This is a genomic window from Novosphingobium cyanobacteriorum, assembly GCF_029436685.1.
Taxonomy (GTDB): Bacteria; Pseudomonadota; Alphaproteobacteria; order Sphingomonadales; family Sphingomonadaceae; genus Novosphingobium; species Novosphingobium cyanobacteriorum.
In genome coordinates, this window is sequence record NZ_JAROCY010000011.1 from 143,748 (window position 1) to 160,985 (window position 17,238).

General features: G+C 66.7%; 12 protein-coding genes. 8 read left to right on the forward strand and 4 right to left on the reverse strand.

Annotated elements, in window-relative coordinates; all coding sequences use genetic code 11:
• The first annotated feature begins 12 nt into the window (after positions 1–12).
• From POM99_RS12975 to POM99_RS12995, 5 genes are all read left to right on the forward strand, one after another.
• A complete protein-coding gene (locus tag POM99_RS12975) occupies positions 13–708 on the forward strand; it encodes a nucleotidyltransferase family protein (protein ID WP_279644629.1) in 696 nt (231 codons plus the stop codon).
• Entirely contained in the window at positions 705–3,680 is a 2,976-nt protein-coding gene (gene addB, locus POM99_RS12980; RefSeq protein WP_277278473.1) for a double-strand break repair protein AddB, read from the forward strand. The genes POM99_RS12975 and addB overlap by 4 nt, the downstream gene beginning before the upstream one ends.
• Positions 3,677–7,144 (forward strand): double-strand break repair helicase AddA, encoded by a 3,468-nt coding sequence (gene addA, locus POM99_RS12985; protein ID WP_277278475.1) that lies wholly within the window; start codon positions 3,677–3,679, stop codon positions 7,142–7,144. Before addB ends, addA begins: the two co-directional genes overlap by 4 nt.
• Positions 7,145–7,205: 61 nt before the next feature.
• Complete coding sequence (gene trxA, locus POM99_RS12990; protein WP_277278477.1) at positions 7,206–7,526, forward strand: thioredoxin; 321 nt, start codon at positions 7,206–7,208, stop codon at positions 7,524–7,526.
• Between the two features lie 81 nt (positions 7,527–7,607).
• Positions 7,608–9,230, forward strand: coding sequence for a M20/M25/M40 family metallo-hydrolase (locus POM99_RS12995; protein ID WP_277278479.1), 1,623 nt, complete (start codon positions 7,608–7,610; stop codon positions 9,228–9,230).
• 139 nt (positions 9,231–9,369) lie between these two features.
• Here the strand turns inward: POM99_RS12995 and POM99_RS13000 are convergent, their stop codons facing one another.
• From POM99_RS13000 to POM99_RS13015, 4 genes are read right to left on the reverse strand one after another with little or no spacing between them, the layout of a single operon-like run.
• Complete coding sequence (locus POM99_RS13000; RefSeq protein WP_277278481.1) at positions 9,370–10,176, reverse strand: inositol monophosphatase family protein; 807 nt, start codon at positions 10,174–10,176, stop codon at positions 9,370–9,372.
• Positions 10,173–10,778 (reverse strand): glutathione S-transferase family protein, encoded by a 606-nt coding sequence (locus POM99_RS13005; RefSeq protein ID WP_277278483.1) that lies wholly within the window; start codon positions 10,776–10,778, stop codon positions 10,173–10,175. Before POM99_RS13005 ends, POM99_RS13000 begins: the two co-directional genes overlap by 4 nt.
• Before the next feature lie 6 nt (positions 10,779–10,784).
• Positions 10,785–12,011, reverse strand: coding sequence for a bifunctional glutamate N-acetyltransferase/amino-acid acetyltransferase ArgJ (gene argJ, locus POM99_RS13010; RefSeq protein ID WP_277278485.1), 1,227 nt, complete (start codon positions 12,009–12,011; stop codon positions 10,785–10,787).
• A gap of 18 nt (positions 12,012–12,029) precedes the next feature.
• Positions 12,030–13,121: an acyltransferase family protein gene (locus POM99_RS13015; protein ID WP_277278487.1), complete on the reverse strand. Its 1,092-nt coding sequence runs from the start codon at positions 13,119–13,121 to the stop codon at positions 12,030–12,032.
• 61 nt (positions 13,122–13,182) lie between these two features.
• Here POM99_RS13015 and POM99_RS13020 point away from each other — a divergent pair, with 61 nt between their 5' ends.
• From POM99_RS13020 to secA, 3 genes are all read left to right on the forward strand, one after another.
• The gene (locus tag POM99_RS13020; RefSeq protein WP_277278489.1) at positions 13,183–13,797 is read left to right on the forward strand and encodes a TonB family protein; all 615 of its coding nucleotides are present in this window, start codon (positions 13,183–13,185) and stop codon (positions 13,795–13,797) included.
• 80 nt (positions 13,798–13,877) lie between these two features.
• Positions 13,878–14,129 (forward strand): hypothetical protein, encoded by a 252-nt coding sequence (locus POM99_RS13025; RefSeq protein ID WP_277278491.1) that lies wholly within the window; start codon positions 13,878–13,880, stop codon positions 14,127–14,129.
• 85 nt (positions 14,130–14,214) lie between these two features.
• Positions 14,215–16,953, forward strand: a complete 2,739-nt coding sequence (gene secA / locus POM99_RS13030; RefSeq protein ID WP_277278493.1) for a preprotein translocase subunit SecA — start codon at positions 14,215–14,217, stop codon at positions 16,951–16,953.
• Positions 16,954–17,238: the final 285 nt, after the last annotated feature.

A 17,238-nucleotide genomic window follows, 5' to 3' on the forward strand; every position in this document is an offset into this window, starting at 1 on the left:
AGCGATGTGGCGATGGTGCTGGCCGCAGGCCTTGGCAAGCGGATGCGCCCGTTGACGGCCAGCCGGCCCAAGCCTCTGGTGCGCGTGGCGGGCAAGCCGCTGATCGACTATGCGCTCGACAAGCTGGGTGAGGCGGGCGTTTCGCGCGCGGTGGTGAACGTGCATTATCTGGCGGACCAGATGGTGGCGCACCTGGCGCATCGCGATCACCCGCAGGTGGCCATCTCCGACGAGACCGACGCCCTGCTGGAAACCGGCGGCGGGCTGGTGCGGGCGCTGCCACTGATCGATGCCGATACGTTCTTCTGCCTCAACAGCGATGCGATCTGGCTGGATGGCCCGCGCAATGCCTTTGCGGCGCTCAGCGATGCGTGGGACGAGGACAAGATGGACGCGCTGCTGCTGCTGGTCAGCCATGCGCAGGCGTTCAACTACACCGGGCTGGGTGATTTCCACCTGGATCCGCTCGGCCGGATCAGCCGACGCCGGCAGCGCCACGTGGCGCCCTATGTCTTCACCGGCATCCAGATCGTTTCGCGCCGCCTGCTGCGCGATGCGCCCGATGGCGCGTTTTCAACCACCGTGCTGTGGAACCGGGCGATGGAGGAAGGGCGACTGTTCGGACTGGCCCACACCGGGCTGTGGTATGAAGTGGGCAGCCCCGAAATGATCGCGCCGACGGAAATGGCGCTGACGAAATCCACGTGAGCGGCGGCCGGGAGAGACCGGGCGTCTATTCGATCGCGGCGCACCGCGGCTTTGCCGACGCATTGGTTGCGGGCCTGATCCCGCGGTATCGCGAAGACGGACTGGGGCTGGCGCGGCTGACCCTGCTGCTGCCAAGCCGCCGTGCCGTGCGCACGGTGACCGAGGCTTTCGTGCGCGCCTCTGGCGGCGGGCTGCTGCTGCCGCGCATGGCCGTGGTGGGAGACCTGGACCTCGACGAGACGCTGGGGCCGCTGCTCGATCCGATCGGCATGGGCGCCGACATTCCGGCGGCGGTGGACCCGATCGTGCGCCTGCTGCGCGTGGCCGAACTGCTGCGCGAGGAACTGGGAGATCAGGCACCGGGCGAGGCCGGGTTGCTGCGGCAGGCGCGCTCGCTGGTCGGATCAATGGACCGCATGGCGGTGGAAGGCGTTGCGCCCGAAGCCTTGCTTTCCATAGACATGCTTCCCGAACTTGCGGACCATTGGCAGGAATCGCTGCGCCTGTTCGCCCGCGTGCAGGCGCGCTGGCGGTTCGAACTTGAAGGTATGGGGCTGGTCGATGCGCCGGAGCGGCGCAACCGCCTTCTGGAACATGCGGCACGGCGCTGGCGGGAAAGCCCGCCGGCGCATCCGGTGGTGGCGGCGGGCGTGACCTCAGCCTCACCCGCGGTGGCGCGTCTGCTGCGCGTGGTGGCGGACCTGCCCAACGGCGGGGTGATCCTGCCCGATCTAGACCTGTCGCTGTCGGACGAAGTGTGGGAAGCGCTGGGTTGCGCCGGTGCGCCGCAGGAAGCCGGCGGCCCAGTGTTCGCCAAGGGCGATGTGGTGACGCACCCGCAGTATCACCTGAAGCTGCTGCTGAACCGCATGGGCATCCGGCGGGACGAAGTGGCGCCCTGGCACCGCGCCGGCCTCGCCGCTGCGTCGCCGGAGCGCAGCCGGGCGATTTCCAACCTGTTCCTGCCGCCAGAGGCGAGCACGGCGTGGGCAACCCTGCCTGCCGAACAGCGGCGGCTGGCAGGCGTGAGGCTGATGGAAACGGCGCATCCCGAGGAGGAGGCGCAGGCCATCGCAGTTCTGGTGCGCGAAGCGCTGTCCGTGCCGGAAAAGCGCGTGGCCGTGATCACGCCCGATCGCATCCTGGCGCAGCGGGTTGTCGCCAATCTGGCGCGCTGGAACGTGGCGGCGGATGACACCGCCGGTCGCCCGCTGTCGCAGACCCCGGCAGGGCGCCTGTTCCTGCAACTGGCGGAATGCTGGGCGGAACGCGCCGCGCCGGTGCCGCTGCTGGCGGTGCTGGGGCATCCGCTGGTGCGCAGTGGCGAAGGCCGTGCGCGCTGGCTGGAGCAGGTGCGCGCGCTCGATCTGGTGCTGCGCGGCCCCCGACCCGGCGCAGGGCTCGACGGGGTGCGCCATGCCGTGGAAGCCGCTGGCCGGGACTATCCGCGGCTTGGCCACTGGTGGGATGAGGCGAGCGGCCTGCTGGCCTCGCTGCTGGCGCTCGATGAACCGCTGCCGCTGGGCATGGCGCTGGCCTTGCTTTCGGAAACGGCGGAGGCGCTTTGCGGCACGGCGGTGTGGGCGCAGGCCGATGGCCGCTGCCTTGCCGCCTTCGTTGAACAGTGGAGCGAGGCGGCGGAGACCGTGATCCTGCCGGTGCCGCCAGCGGAACTGCCCGCGCTTTTGCGCGATGCGATGGACGAGATCGCGGTGCGCCCGGCCTATGGCGCGCATCCCCGCCTTGCCATCTACGGCCTGCTGGAAGCGCGGATGAGCCGCGCCGACCTGGTGATCTGTGGCGGGCTGACCGAAGGATCATGGCCCGGCAGTCCGGCGCCCGATCCGCTGCTGGCGCCGCCGATCCTGCGCGCGCTGGGCATTCCCGGTGCGGATTTCCGCATCGGCCTTTCCGCGCACGATCTGGCCGCCGCGCTGGGGGCGCCCGAAGTGGTGCTGAGCCACGCCAACCGCGACAGCAGCGGGCCGGCGATCCCTTCGCGCTTCCTGCTGCGTATTCGCGCCATGCTGGGCGACAACGTGCGCGATGAGGCTGACGCGGTGCGTTATGCCCGCGCGCTCGACGATGCGCCGCCAGCGCCCCCCTATGCACGGCCCGAGCCGATGCCCTCGGCCGAGCAGCGGCAGGTGGACATTGCGGTTACCGCGCTCGACCGGCTGCGCGGCGATCCCTATCAGTTCTATGCACAGGCGATCATCGGCCTGCGCGCGCTCGATCCGCTGGATGCGGACCCCACGCCTGCATGGCGCGGCACCGCGGTCCACGCCATCCTCGAAGCCTGGCACAAGGCGGGCGCACCGCCGGGTGAGCTGGTGCCGCTGGCCGAGCGAGCGCTGGCGGAAATGAGCGCGCACCCCTTCATGCGGGCGTTGTGGCAGCCGAGGCTGGCGGCGGCGCTTTCGTGGATCGACAACGAGCAGCAGGAGCTGCTGGCCAAGGGGCGCGAAGTCGTCGCCTTCGAGGAACGCGGCGAAGCGCGGATCGACGGCGTTCGCATCCATGGCCGCGCCGACCGCATCGACCGCTGCGCCGATGGAACGCTGGCGATTGTCGACTACAAGACCGGCATGCCGCCATCGGGCAGCATGGTGGAGCAGGGCTTTGCGCTGCAGCTCGGTCTGATCGGGCTGATCGCGACTGAGAGGGGGTTCAAAGGGGTTGAAGGCACCCCTAACGCCTTTGAGTACTGGTCATTGGCGCGCAACAAGCAGGGCGGCTTCGGCTATCGCAGCGAGCCGGTGAAGGAGGGCCGAAAGCTAAGCGGACTGCCGCGCGAGGACTTCCTGCCCGAAACGACACGCTTCCTGAAAGAGGCCATCGCCCGCTGGATACTGGGGAATGACCCGTTCACTGCGCGGCTGAATCCCGATCTGCCGGGCTATTCCGATTATGACCAGCTGATGCGGCTGGATGAGTGGCAGGGCCGAGCCAGCCGGAGCGATGAGGCATGAGCGGCAAGGTTTTTCCTTTGCAGGACAACCAGATGCACGCGGTGCAGCCTGCGCGCACGGTGTGGCTTTCCGCCTCCGCAGGTACGGGCAAGACGCAGGTGCTGTCAGCCCGCGTGCTGCGCCTGCTGCTGCAGCCGGGGGTGGAACCCGAACAGCTGCTGTGCCTGACCTTCACCAAGGCCGGCGCGGCCGAGATGGCGACGCGCGTCAACGAAGTGCTCGCCAGCTGGGTGCGCATGGACGACGTGCGCCTTGCCGCAGACTTGCGTGCAATCGGCGCGGCCTATGGCCCCGATGCGCTGGCGCGGGCGCGGAGCCGGTTTGCCGCCGTGCTCGATTGCCCGGGTGGGGGCCTGCGGATCGAGACGATCCACGCGTTTTCGCAATGGCTGCTCTCCGCCTTTCCGGTGGAGGCGGGGCTGCTGCCGGGTACGCGGGCGATGGAGGATCGGGACCGTGACCTGCTGGTGCGGCAGGTGCTGGCCGACCTGCTGGTGCGCGCGGAAGAGACCGGGGATGAAAGCCTGCTCGACGCGCTGTCCGACCTGTCGCTGCGGATGAGCCAGGATGCGGTGGAGGCCTTCCTGCTGCGCTGCGCCGGCGCGCGGGACCTGTGGCTGGGGCGCGGCGCCTGGCAGCCGCCCCTGCGCCCCCGGATCAATCGGGTGCTGGGCCTGGACGCCGATGAGGACGGATCGAGCGTGGCCGCGCTGTGCGAAGACGCCGCCTTCGACAGTGCCTCCGTTCGCCGCTGCATGGAGGCCAATGCGCGCTGGGGCACGCAGACCGGCGTGGATGCGGCCAACATGATGGGCGACTGGCTTTCCGTGGCGGGGAAGGGCCGCCTGATCGGTCTGGACGAGTTCGCCAAGCTGTTCCTGACAGCCAAGGGCGAGCCGAAATCGGCCAAGAACCTGCTGAAGCACGATGCCGACTATGCCGAGTACCAGAACCGCGTGATCGCCTGCATCGAGACGGTGCGCGAGCGGCAGGCGCTGGTGCAGCTGGCCGAGACGCTCGACCCCGCGCTGTCGTTGGGTCGCCGCTTTGCCATCGCGTGGGACGAGGCCAAGACCCGCGAAGGCTTCATCGACTTTGACGATCAGATCCGCGCGGCGGCGAGCCTGCTGACCGAAAAGACCAGCGCCGAATGGATCCGCTTCAAGCTGGACCGGCGCTTTGACCATGTGCTGGTGGACGAGGCGCAGGATACGAACGAGGCGCAGTGGCGAATCGTGCTCGACGGGTTGGTGAGCGACTTCTTCAGTGGCGAAGGGCAGCGGCCCGATGCCATGCGCACGCTGTTCGTGGTGGGGGACTACAAGCAGGCGATCTTCCGCTTCCAGGGCACCAGCCCGGAGAACTTCGACAAGGCGCGCGACAAGGTGGCGCGCCAGCTGTTCGCGCTGGCCGAAGCGACCAATGACGAGGCGCGTCGGCTGCTCGACCTCGGGCTCGGGCGATCCTATCGCACATCGCGCCCGATCCTCGATTTCGTCGACAGGGCGATCCACCACATCGGCGTGGCGCGGTTTGGCCTGAAGGATGCGCCGGAACCGCACAAGGGCGACGAGCGCGCCGGCACGGTGGCGCTGTGGCAGGTCGTCGGCCTGAAGGACGGTGAGGCCGAGGACGCCGAGGATGGTGTGGGCGAGGGCGAGGAATCCTGGCTCTCCCGTCCTGACCGTACGCTGGCCGACCGCATCGCGCGGCAGGTGCGCGGCTGGATCGAGCGGGGCTTCCCGCTGGAAAAACACGGGCGCAATGCCGGGCCGGGCGACATCATGGTGCTGGTGCGCAAGCGCAAGGAGCTGGCCGGGCTGATCGTGGCGCGGCTGCATGCGCAGGGCGTGCCGGTGGCGGGCGTGGACCGTCTGCGGCTGGGCGCGCCATTGGCGGTGAAAGACCTGATGGCGGCGCTGCGGTTCTGCGCGCAGCCGCTGGACGACCTGAACCTTGCCAACCTGCTGGTCTCGCCGCTGATCGGCTGGACGCAGGATGATCTGCTGCGCTTCGGATACCGGGCGAAGCGGGTGCGGCTGTGGGACCACCTGCGCGAGAGCGAGGGGCCCGAGACCTTTGCCACGATGGAGCGGCTGCGCGCGTTGCTGGCGCGCGCGGATTACGAGCCGCCGGCCTCGCTGCTGCACTGGATGCTGGTGGGGCCCTGGCAGGGCCGGCGCAGGCTGGTGGCGCGGCTGGGGCGCGAGGCGAACGACCCGATCGATGAACTGCTGAACGCCGCGATGGCCTATGCCGGGGGCAAGGTGCCCAGCCTTGTCGGCTTCCTGCAGTGGTTCGACGCGGGCGAGGGCGACATCAAGCGCGAGGCTGGCAAGAACGAGGGGCTGGTGCGGGTGATGACCGTGCACGGTTCCAAGGGCCTGCAGGCGCCCATCGTGATCCTTGCCGATGCGGCGGACGATCCGGACAAGTCTCCGCCGCGCGGGCTGGAAGTGGTGGAGCACGTGCTGGACGAGAAGCGCGCGATTCCCCTGCCGCCGCTGAAGAAGGAAGAGCGCGCCGGGCCGGTCAAGGCGGCGGAGCTGCTGGCCTTGAAGGAAGAGCGCGAGGAGCACTGGCGCCTGCTGTATGTGGCGATGACCCGGGCGGAAGAGGCGCTGTTCATCGCCGGATCGCTGGGCAAGCGCCAGACCGAGCTGCCGCCGGACAGCTGGTATGCGCAGCTGGAGCCGCTGTTCGGCACCGAAGGCTGGACGGAGGACGCGCTGTGGGGCGGGCGCAAGCAATTGGGCGGGCCGCCGGTCCATTCAGGCCGCAAGGGCGAGGTGCAGGACGCCATGCCTGTTGTCCTGCCCGAGGTCTTGACCGCACCGATCGGACCGGAACCGCGCCCGCCGCGCCCGCTGGCCCCATCGTCGCTGGGCGAGGAAGACGCGCCCGATCCCCCGGTGCGGCCGGGTCCGGGTGCCCTGCTGGCGGCGCGGCGCGGCACGCTGCTGCACAAGCTGATCGAACGTCTGCCGGAATTGCCGCCCGAACAGCGGCGCGAGGCTGCGCTGGTCTGGCTGGCGAAATCGGCAGTGGGCTTTGAACCGCAGGACCATGCGGCCATGGCCGATGCGGCAATCGCCGTGCTCGATCACCCCGGCTGGCAGGACGTGTTCGGGCCGGGTTCGCTGGCCGAAGTGCCGATTGCCGCGCTGGTGGGGGAGCGCATCGTTTCGGGCACCATCGACCGTCTGCTGGTCACGCCGGGGCTTATCCGCATCGTCGATTTCAAGACCGGCCGCCGCCCGCCGCGCGCGCTGGAGGATATCCCGGCGGCCTATATCCGCCAGATGGCGGCCTATGTCGCGGCGCTGCGGGTGATCCATCCCGGCGCCACGGTGGAGGCGGCGCTGCTCTATACCCACGCGCCGGAACTGTTCGTGCTGCCCGATGCGCTGCTCGCGGCGCAGAAGCTGGACCTTGCCCCCCGCGAGGAATCCTTTAGCGGCTGAGCGCTTGCACCCGCCCGCGCCCTGCCTAGATTGCCATCCACACCTTCAGGAGTTGCATTCCATGTCGACCAAAGCCGTCACCGACGCCACTTTCGAAACCGAGGTCCTGCAGGCGGGCAAGCCCGTGCTGGTGGATTTCTGGGCGGACTGGTGCGGCCCGTGCAAGATGATCGCGCCCGCGCTGGAAGAGATTTCCGAGGAACTGGCGGACAAGATCGACATCGTGAAGATGGACATCATGGAGAACACCGGCGTTCCCGGCGAGATCGGCGTGCAGTCCATCCCGCTGCTGGTGCTGTTCAAGGACGGCAAGGCGGTCGCGCAGAAGCTTGGCGCTGCGCCCAAGAGCCAGCTGAAGGGCTGGATCGAAAGCGTGATCTGACTATACGCCAAATGCCGGTTGGCAAGCTTCGGGCAGGGTGCAAGACATGGGTCTGCACCCTTGCTCCGGAGCCTGCCTGCCATGCCGACCCCACTATCCCGCCGGTTCGCCCTCCTGCTTGCGCCCGGCCTGATTGCCGCCGCGCCCATGGCCGCGCTGGCGGCCGACGATAGCGCCGCGATCGCGCGGATCATCGACGAAGGCATGAACCGCAGCGAGGCGATGACCACCGCCTCCGCGCTGATGGACCGCATCGGCCCGCGCCTCACCAATTCCGAAAATCACCGCAAGGCGGAAGGCTGGGCGATAGACCTGCTGAAGCAGCGGGGCCTGGCCAATGTCCATGTCGAACCCTTCGACTTCGGCGTGGGCTGGAATCTCGACAGCTATTCAGTGGCGATGGTGACGCCTCGCGTGCTGCCGCTGACGGCCATCCCGGTCGCCTGGTCGCCGCCGACGGCCGGCACGCTGCAGGCGCCGGTGGTGATCGCGCCGATGTCTCGCGAGGAGCACTTTGCCGAATGGAAGGGCAAGCTGGCGGGCAAGATCGTGCTGGTTTCGCTGCCCGGCCAGACCAGCGAGAGCAAGGACCCGGTTTTCCAGCGTTATACCGATGCCGAGATCGCCGAACTCGATACCTATACCAAGCCGGTGTTCGATCCCGATGCCCCGGCACAGCAGGTGAAGACCCGGCGCTTTCAGGGCAAGCTGGCCGCTTTCCTCAAGGCCGAGGGCGCGGTGGCGATGGTCAAGATGAGCTATCGTGACGGCAAGCTGGTGCACGGCGAAGGCTATGACTTCCAGCCCGGCCAGACGCTGGCGCTGCCGGCCATCGAACTGGCGCAGGAGGACTATCGCCGGCTGGTGCGGCTGGCGAAGACCGGGGCCGCGCCGGAAATTGCGATCACCGTTGCCGCCCGCTTTGACGAAAGCAACCTGCGCGCCGAGAACGTGGTGGCCGAGATTCCGGGCAGCGATCCCAAGGCAGGCTATGTGATGGCCGGCGCGCATTTCGACAGCTGGATCGCCGGCGATGGCGCAAGCGACAACGGCGCAGGCAGCGTGACCGTGCTGGAAGCGGCGCGGCTGATCGCGAAGCTGGGCATCAAGCCCAGGCGCACCATCCGTTTCGTGCTGTGGAGCGGGGAAGAGCAGGGCCTGCTGGGCAGCCGCGCCTATATCGATCAGCACCTGGCGACGCGGCCGGTTGATCCTTCGCTGAAGGGCATCGATTCCTACGTGGCGTGGCGCAATGCCTTTCCGATCACGCCCAAGGCGGAATACGGGCAGCTGAAGGCCTATTTCAACATGGACAACGGATCAGGCCGGTTCCGCGGCATCTACAGCGAAGGCAACCTGGGTGCGGAAAAGCTGCTGAAAGACTGGCTGAGCCCGTTCAACATGCTGGGCGCGGACAAGCTGGTGGTGAGCAAGACCAGCGGGACCGATCACGTCTTCATGCAGGCGATCGGCCTGCCGGGATACCAGTTCATCCAGGACCCGCTGGATTACGATACCCGGGTCCACCACACCAACCTCGACACGGTGGACCACATGCGCGCCGACGACATGCGGCAGGCGGCGGTGATCATGGCGGGGATGCTGTGGCAGGCGGCCAACAGCGACAAGGAACTGCCCCGCGCCGTGCTGCCCACGCAGCCCGCACCGACCGACCCGTTCAAGGTGAAGGACCCTTCGCAGTGAGGATCACTGGGCGGTTGTGGTCGGCTCAGTTCCCCCACATCCGCTCACCCTGAGCTTTTCGAAGGGTGCCCGCGCTACGGTTGCGCGAGATTCTTCGACAAGCTCAGCATAAGCGGATCTTGGGCGGTCCGAGTCAGATCTAGGCGCTCACGCGCTTCACAAACTCTTCGAAGAGTGAGGGTGAAGAGGCTGCAAACAGGCCTTTTTGCCCGTGCTGGTCGGTGCGATAGGGCGATCCGTCGGGCCGCGCAGCCATGCCGCCGGCCTCGTTGACGAAGAGTACGCCTGCGGCATGGTCCCAGGGCAGGGTGCGTTCGAACACCGAGATGTCGTTCACGCCCAGGACGAGGCGCGGATACTGTTCGGCCGCGCAGCGCGGGATATCGACGAGAGAGTAGAAAGGCGCGATGCGGGCCTGTACCTGCGCGCGCTGCGCCGGATCGAGGAACACCGTGCTGATCGCGGCGATCGGCGGAGTCTGGCCGGTTGGCCGCGCCATGACGCGTTCGCCATTGACGAAGGCGCCCAGGCCCTTGTGCGCGATGCACAGGCGGTCCTGCAGCGGGTCATAGATCCAGCCCGACCGGATATCCCCGCCGTCGCTCAAGGACAGGATGATCCCGAAGGGCGGCTTGCCCGCGGCAAAGTTATTGGTGCCGTCCACGGGATCGATGATCCAGCACAGGCCATTGTCCAGCCGCGCGGACAGCGCGGGATCGGCGTGGACGGCTTCCTCGCCCACGATGGCAGCCTCCGGCAGGATCGCCGAAAGTCCTTCGGCCAGCAGGGCCTCGGCCTCAGTATCGGCAATGGTCACCATGTCGTTCGCCGCCTTGGCGATCACTTCATGGTCGGCCAGCGCCTGGTAACGCGGCAGGATGGCGGTTTCGGCCACCCGCCGCATCAGCGCGGCGATCTGGCGGTCGAGCGCGGAAAAGCTGGTCATGTCAGGGGAATCATCACGTTGTCGGCATAGCCGGGGCGGGTCTGCAGGCGGGCGTACCACTCTTCCAGCCGGGGCAGCGGGGCGCGCGCGACGGGGAGGGAGAAGTAGGTGTGCGCATAGACCCCCATCGGAATGTCGGCGATGCCGAAGTCCGGCCCGGAGAGCCAGTGGCTCGTTTCCAGTTCGGCCTCGAGAATCTGCATCATCTGCGTGGCGGCGGCGGCCGAGGCGGCAACCACTGGATCGGTGCCGTCCTTGCCGTGACGCACGCAGCCGAGGAAGGCGTCGCGCTGCGCATCGGCGAAGTGGAACTGCCGGTCCATCCATTTGTCCCCCGCGGCGCGGACGCGGGCATCCTCACTGCGGAACGCGGGGGCATAACGATCGGCAAGGTAGCGCAGGATCGCGTTCGATTCCCAGAGAGCGAAGCCATCGTCCTCGATGGTGGGGATCATCCGGTTGGGATTCATCGCCAGGTATTCGGGGGTGAAGCCGAACGGCCCGCCGATGTCGCGCCGCTCGAACGGCAGGCCCATTTCGACCAGCGCCCACGCCACCTTCTTGACGTTATGCGAATTGAGGCGGCCCCAGAGCGTGATCATCGGCGATCAGCTCCGGTAATCGGCGTTGATCGAGATGTATCCGTGGGTGAGGTCGCAGGTCCACACCGTGGCGCGGCCTTCGCCAAGGCCGAGATCGACCTCGATGGAGATTTCCCGGCCCCGCAGGTGCGCAGCGACCGGGGCCTCGTCGTAATCGGCGAGCGGCTGGCCTTCGCGCGCGGCCCACGTGCCGCCAAAGCCGATGGACAGCCGGTCGCGGTCTGCCGGTTCGCCGGCCTTTCCCACGGCCATGACCACGCGGCCCCAGTTGGCGTCCTCGCCCGCGATGGCGGTCTTCACCAAGGGCGAGTTGGCTATGGCGAGGCCAACCTTGCGCGCGCTTTCGTCGCTTACCGCGCCGGTGACCGAGACGGCGATGAACTTCTGCGCGCCTTCGCCATCCTTGACCACCAGGTGCGCCAGTTCGCGGCAGACCTGTTCCAGCGCGGCGGCAAAGGCGTCCGCGCCGGCGCTGTCGAACGAGGCAAGCACGGGATTGCCCGCCTTGCCCGTGGCGAAGGCGAGCACGGTGTCGCTGGTGGAGGTGTCGCTGTCGACCGTGATGCACGAGAAGGTGCGCAGATTCGCCTGCGACAGGCACTGCTGCAGGATTGCCGGATCGACCGCGGCATCGGTGAATATGTAGCCCAGCATCGTCGCCATGTCGGGCGCGATCATGCCGCTGCCCTTGATGATGGCGGAGAGGGTGACCTTGACCCCGCCGACCATGGCAGTGGCGGTGGCACCCTTTGCAAAGGTGTCGGTGGTGCCGATGGTCTGCGCGGCGTCTTCCCAGTTGCAGGGTTCGGCCAGCAGCGCCGCCTCGATTCCGGCGCGGGCCTTGTCCTTGGGCAGGGGCACGCCGATCACGCCGGTGGAGGAGACGAAGACCTGCTCGGCCGGGCAGGCGAGATGCGCGCTCACTTGTGCCATGATCGCCTCAACCGCCTCACGCCCGCGATAGCCGGTGAAGGCGTTGGAGTTGCCGGCATTGACCACCAGCGCCCGTGCTTGGCCCTGCGCCACGTTCTGCCTGCCAAGCTCTACTTCAGACGAGCAGCAGACGTTGCGGGTGAACACGCCGGCCACGACCGTGCCTTCGGCCAGCTCGACATAGGTCAGGTCGCAACGGCCCCAGTCCTTGTAGCCGGCGCGGGCGACGCGCGGGGTTACCCCGGCGATGGCCGGAAGCGGAGGAAACGGAACGGCGAGCGGGGAAACGGCGTCGGACATGGCCGAGCGCCTAGCGCGTCAGGCAGCGCCCTGCAATTGCTTCACGCGCGGGAGGGGCAGGGGAATGCCCCGGCTGAGCGGCGACTTTGCGATAAGGTGCGCGATCCACACGCAGGCTGCGAGCGCGCAGAGGAACAGGGGCGCGCGCAAGGCGAGGGGCAGGGTATCGCCGACCACGTGCGCGGCTTCCAGGATGGGGAAGTGCGTGGCGTAAAGCGGGAAGGAGATGCCGCCGAGCCAGCTGAAACGCTGGGCGATACCGGGCGGGACATTTGCCAGAGCCCCGGCCGCCAGCACCGCCGGAAACACCAGCAGCGCCAGCAAATCCATCAGCGCATCGGGCAGGCCGGGGAGCGATGGGAGAAGCAGGACGGCAAGCAGCAGGGCCGGAGCAACCAGCCAATGGGTTGCCCGGCGCGTTGCCGTGAAGCAATGCCGGCCCAGCACGACCCCCAGCGGATAGGCGAACCCGGCCCGGACGAACCCGTAGATCCAGTCGTCCCCCTGCGAGCCCAGCTGCATCGAGCCTTCGCGCAGCGAGACCGGCAGCAGGACGATCCAGCAGGAAGCAGAGATCAGCAGCAAGCCGGTGACCGAAAGCCTGCGCAGCAGCAGGAGATGAGCGGCATTGGCGGCCAGCTCCACTTCCAGCGACCACTGCGGCTGGTTGAGCGGGAAGGTCATGGCATTGCCATCAAGGCGCGGGACATGGAACAGCGCCATCGCGATCAGCGGCAGCACCGGCGCAAAGCCCCAGGCCGAGGCATGGGTGGCGATCCCCAGCAGCACGCCCAGCGCCATCAATGGCCACAAGCGGGCGACACGGGCCACCATGAACCGCAGGGCCGAATTCTGCCGCGGCGCCGCCTCGATCGGCGCAACCAGCACGAAGCCGCTGAGCATGTAGAAGAAATCGACCGCCAGATAACCGTGCGCAAACACCCCGCGCACGCCGGAAAGATCATCGAAATGGAGCATCAGCACAAAGATCGCGGCAATGCCACGCAACCCATCGAGCCCGACGAGACGCCCGCCTCCTGCGGTTCCGGATGCCCCCTCCCTTGCCATGGATAGGGCATGGCATGGCTTGGGATAAGGATTGGTGAACATCTCGCAAGAACGGGCCAAAAACGGGATTGCGGCAAAGGGGGCCGGCGGGAATAGTCGACCGATGCAGAAACACATCCGTCTTGTCTGGCCCGCGATTGCAGGCGTTGCCCTTGTCGCCGCTGATGCCGCCCGGGCGGCGGAGCCCACCGCCCCGGTCCCGGCAAGCAACCCGGGTTTCTGGGTCACGACGGAGGACTATCCGGCGCGGGCGCTGCGCGAGGAGCGCGAGGGTGTTGTCCGATTTGCGCTGACCGTTTCCGCAGAGGGTACGCCCACCGGTTGCGAAATCGTGCAGAGCACCGGTTCGCCCGATCTCGATACCCAATCCTGTGCCCTGATCATGGAACGCGCACGGTTTACTCCCGCCACGGACAAGAAGGGCCGGCCTGTGGAAGGAACCTATCGCAGTTCGGTGCGCTGGGTGATCCCGCGCACGGCCGAGCCACCCAAGGCCGGGACGCTTGAGTTCTCCTTCATCGTCCAGCCCGATGGCTCGATGACGGATTGCAAGGTCGTCCGCATGGAGGGCGAGGCGACGGAAGAAATGAAAAGGAAGGCCGATGGGGACGGCCCCTGCGACAAGCCCGCATCGTATGATCCCTATCGGGACGCGAACGGGCAACCGGTGGCGCGGCGGGTAAAGGTCATGTTCTCCACCGTGGTCGAGGCGCCCTGAGGACAGAGAGGAACTTGCGCGCAGAAAAATGCGCGTTCATGCATGGACGAGAAAGGATTGCTCGCCTATCTCGGCGCGCGATGCGCTTTCTGCTCGTCCTTCTTGCCATGCTCAGCGGGCTTTCGCTGCCGGGGAACGCGGTTGCGGCCTCGCGCGCGCAGGTTGTGGCGGCCAGCGTGGCCGGCGCGCAGGCGCAGGAACGCGCGGAATGCCCGGTGCGTGCGGCAGTCGCCAAGGCGGCGTTCCGGATCGAACGCGCGTTTCCGGCGTTTCCGCCTGCGCCCGTCGCGCGCTGTGGCGTAATCGTTTCGGTCGATCGCGCCCGCGAATAGCGCCTCGCGCATTCGCTTTTTTCCGATTTCCGCCTGCGCATGGCGTCGCGGGCTCTCGACCCATTTTGCAGACAGGATTCCGCCTATGTTCGGCGCAGTTGCCAAGGCCATTTTCGGCTCGTCCAATGATCGTTACGTCAAGTCGCTCGACAAGATCGTGCGCCGGATCGCGGCTTACGAACCGGCGATGCAGTCTCTTTCCGACGAGGAACTGACTGCGCAGACCCAGCTTTTCCGCAACCGGCTGGCGCAGGGCGAGACGCTGGACGATATCCTGCCCGAAGCCTTCGCCACCTGCCGCGAGGCATCGAAGCGCGTGCTGGGCATGCGCCACTTTGACGTGCAGATGATCGGCGGCATCGTGATGCACCGTGGCGAAATCGCCGAGATGCGCACCGGTGAAGGCAAGACGCTGGTGGCCACGCTGGCGACCTATCTCAACGCCATCGAAGGCAAGGGCGTCCACGTCGTGACCGTGAACGATTATCTGGCCAAGCGCGACGCGGAATGGATGGGCCAGCTCTACAAGTTCCTGGGCCTGAGCGTGGGCGTGATCGTGCCGAACCTGAGCGAGTACGAACGGCGCGAAGCGTACAACGCCGACATCACCTATGCCACCAACAACGAGCTCGGCTTCGACTACCTGCGCGACAACATGAAGCACGAGCGGGGCCAGATGGTGCACCGCCCGTTCAACTACGCCATCGTCGACGAGGTGGATTCCATCCTGATCGACGAGGCGCGCACGCCGTTGATCATTTCTGGCCCCACCGACGACAAGAGCGACCTCTACATCGCCGTCGATGCGGTGGTGAAGACCATCGATCCGTCGCTGTACGAGGCGGACGAGAAGACCAAGAACATCTCGCTGACCGAAGACGGCGTGGAATGGGTGGAGCGCGCGCTCGAAACCGCGGGGCTGCTGGTCGGCTCGAACCTCTATGACATCGAGAACACGATGGTGGTCCACCATCTCGACCAGGCGCTGAAGGCCAATGTCATGTTCAAGCGTGACATCGACTACATCGTCAAGGACGAGAAGGTGGTGATCATCGACGAGTTCACTGGCCGCATGATGGACGGCCGGCGCTGGTCGAACGGCCTGCACCAGGCGGTGGAAGCCAAGGAAGGCGTGCGGATCGAGCCCGAGAACCAGACGATGGCCTCGATCACCTTCCAGAATTATTTCCGCATGTATCCCAAGCTGGGCGGCATGACCGGCACCGCAGCGACCGAGGCTGCGGAATTCTTCGACATCTACAAGATGAACGTCGTCACCATTCCCACCAACGTGCCGGTGCAGCGCGTGGACGAGGAGGACGAGTTCTACAAGAACACCACCGACAAGTTCGGCGCCATCGCCAAGCTGATCCGCGAGAAGTACGAAAGCGGCCAGCCGGTGCTGGTTGGCACGGTTTCCATCGAAAAGTCGGAGATGCTGTCAGACTTCCTGCGCAAGGAAGGCGTGAAGCACGCCGTGCTGAACGCCCGCTTCCACGAGATGGAGGCGCATATCGTGGCGCAGGCGGGCCGGCTGGGCGCGGTGACCATCGCCACCAACATGGCGGGCCGTGGCACCGACATCAAGCTGGGTGGCAACCTGGAATTCCGCGTGGAAGACGAGTTGCGCGACGTGCCGGAAGGCCCCGAGCGCGAAGCAGCAATTGCGAAGATCGCCGCCGAGATCGAAGAGGAAAAGGCCAAGGTGCTGGCCGCCGGCGGCCTGTGCGTGATCGGCACCGAACGGCACGAAAGCCGCCGCATCGACAACCAGCTGCGCGGCCGTTCGGGCCGTCAGGGTGACCCGGGCCTGTCGAAGTTCTACCTGTGCCTTGAGGATGACCTGCTGCGCATCTTCGGGCCGGATACGCTGTTTGCCCGCATGATGAATTCGAACCTCGCCGATGGCGAGGCGATCGGTTCCAAGTGGCTATCAAAGGCGATCGAGACCGCGCAGAAGAAGGTCGAGGCGCGCAATTACGACATCCGCAAGCAGGTCGTCGAATACGACAACGTGATGAACGACCAGCGCAAGGTGATCTACGAACAGCGCGCCGACATCATGGATGCCGAAACGATCGGTGAAGTGGTGGAGGACATGCGTGCCGACACCATCAACGCCATCGTCGCCGATGCCTGCCCGCCGGGATCGTATCCCGAACAGTGGGATGTGGAACAGCTCAAGGCGCGCGTCGATGGCGTGCTCGGCATTCCCGCACCGATCGATGATTGGCTGCAGGAAGACCAGCTGGAGCCCGAGACGATCGAGGAACGCCTTGTCGCGCTGGCCGATGCGCACATGGCGGAGAAGATTTCGAACCTGGATGAAAGCTCATGGCGCGGGCTGGAAAAGTCTGTCCTGCTGGAGCGGCTCGACCACCACTGGAAGGAGCACCTCGCGACGCTTGATGCGCTGCGCCAGGTGGTGTTCCTGCGCGCCTATGCGCAGAAGACGCCGATCAATGAATACAAGCAGGAAGCGTTCGGCCTGTTCGAAAAGATGCTCGAAGTGATCCGCGAGGATGTGACGCGCATCCTGATGACCGCCGAATTCCGCATGCGTCCGCCCGAAGATTTCCAGCTGCCCGAGCTGCCTGATTTCCTGACCAGCCACATCGACCCCTTCACCGGCGATGACGATACCCAGTCGGTTCCGGGCGCAGCGGCGATGCTGGGCGCGCTTGGTGCCCAAGGTGCGGCGCAGGCCGCAGGACCGGGGCAGGGCGGGGCAGACCCTTATGCCGGCACGGGCATCAGCCGGAATTCGCCCTGTCCGTGCGGATCCGGGCAGAAGTACAAGCACTGCCACGGGGCGGCTGACTGACCTGCTGCCTGTGCCAGATTGAACCATTTCGGAGGGCGCGCGGGGAAACCTGCGCGCCTTTTGCGTGGAAGGTGCCAATGCGGTTTTGGAAATTCACGACAATTTTTGCTTCGTGACTGAAGCATATGATAATAATGGTTTTTCGTGATATCTCCAAAGTGGTTTGACAGTGATCGCGCGCACTTGCTAGGCCGCGGGCAACGATAAGAATACGGGCCGCGTCGCAGCACACGACGGCGGGGGCAGAAATGACGAATGTGGTACACCTTGGGGGGGGACGTCAGC

What these genes read in the sequence shown, in the direction of transcription:
- POM99_RS12975 (WP_279644629.1), top strand. Translation starts at nt 13, where the DNA reads ATGGTGCTGGCCGCAGGCCTTGGCAAGCGGATGCGCCCGTTGACGGCC.
- addA (WP_277278475.1), top strand. Translation starts at nt 3,677, where the DNA reads ATGAGCGGCAAGGTTTTTCCTTTGCAGGACAACCAGATGCACGCGGTG.
- trxA (WP_277278477.1), top strand. Translation starts at nt 7,206, where the DNA reads ATGTCGACCAAAGCCGTCACCGACGCCACTTTCGAAACCGAGGTCCTG.
- POM99_RS12995 (WP_277278479.1), top strand. Translation starts at nt 7,608, where the DNA reads ATGCCGACCCCACTATCCCGCCGGTTCGCCCTCCTGCTTGCGCCCGGC.
- POM99_RS13000 (WP_277278481.1), bottom strand. Translation starts at nt 10,176, where the DNA reads ATGACCAGCTTTTCCGCGCTCGACCGCCAGATCGCCGCGCTGATGCGG.
- POM99_RS13005 (WP_277278483.1), bottom strand. Translation starts at nt 10,778, where the DNA reads ATGATCACGCTCTGGGGCCGCCTCAATTCGCATAACGTCAAGAAGGTG.
- argJ (WP_277278485.1), bottom strand. Translation starts at nt 12,011, where the DNA reads ATGTCCGACGCCGTTTCCCCGCTCGCCGTTCCGTTTCCTCCGCTTCCG.
- POM99_RS13015 (WP_277278487.1), bottom strand. Translation starts at nt 13,121, where the DNA reads ATGTTCACCAATCCTTATCCCAAGCCATGCCATGCCCTATCCATGGCA.
- POM99_RS13020 (WP_277278489.1), top strand. Translation starts at nt 13,183, where the DNA reads ATGCAGAAACACATCCGTCTTGTCTGGCCCGCGATTGCAGGCGTTGCC.
- POM99_RS13025 (WP_277278491.1), top strand. Translation starts at nt 13,878, where the DNA reads ATGCGCTTTCTGCTCGTCCTTCTTGCCATGCTCAGCGGGCTTTCGCTG.
- secA (WP_277278493.1), top strand. Translation starts at nt 14,215, where the DNA reads ATGTTCGGCGCAGTTGCCAAGGCCATTTTCGGCTCGTCCAATGATCGT.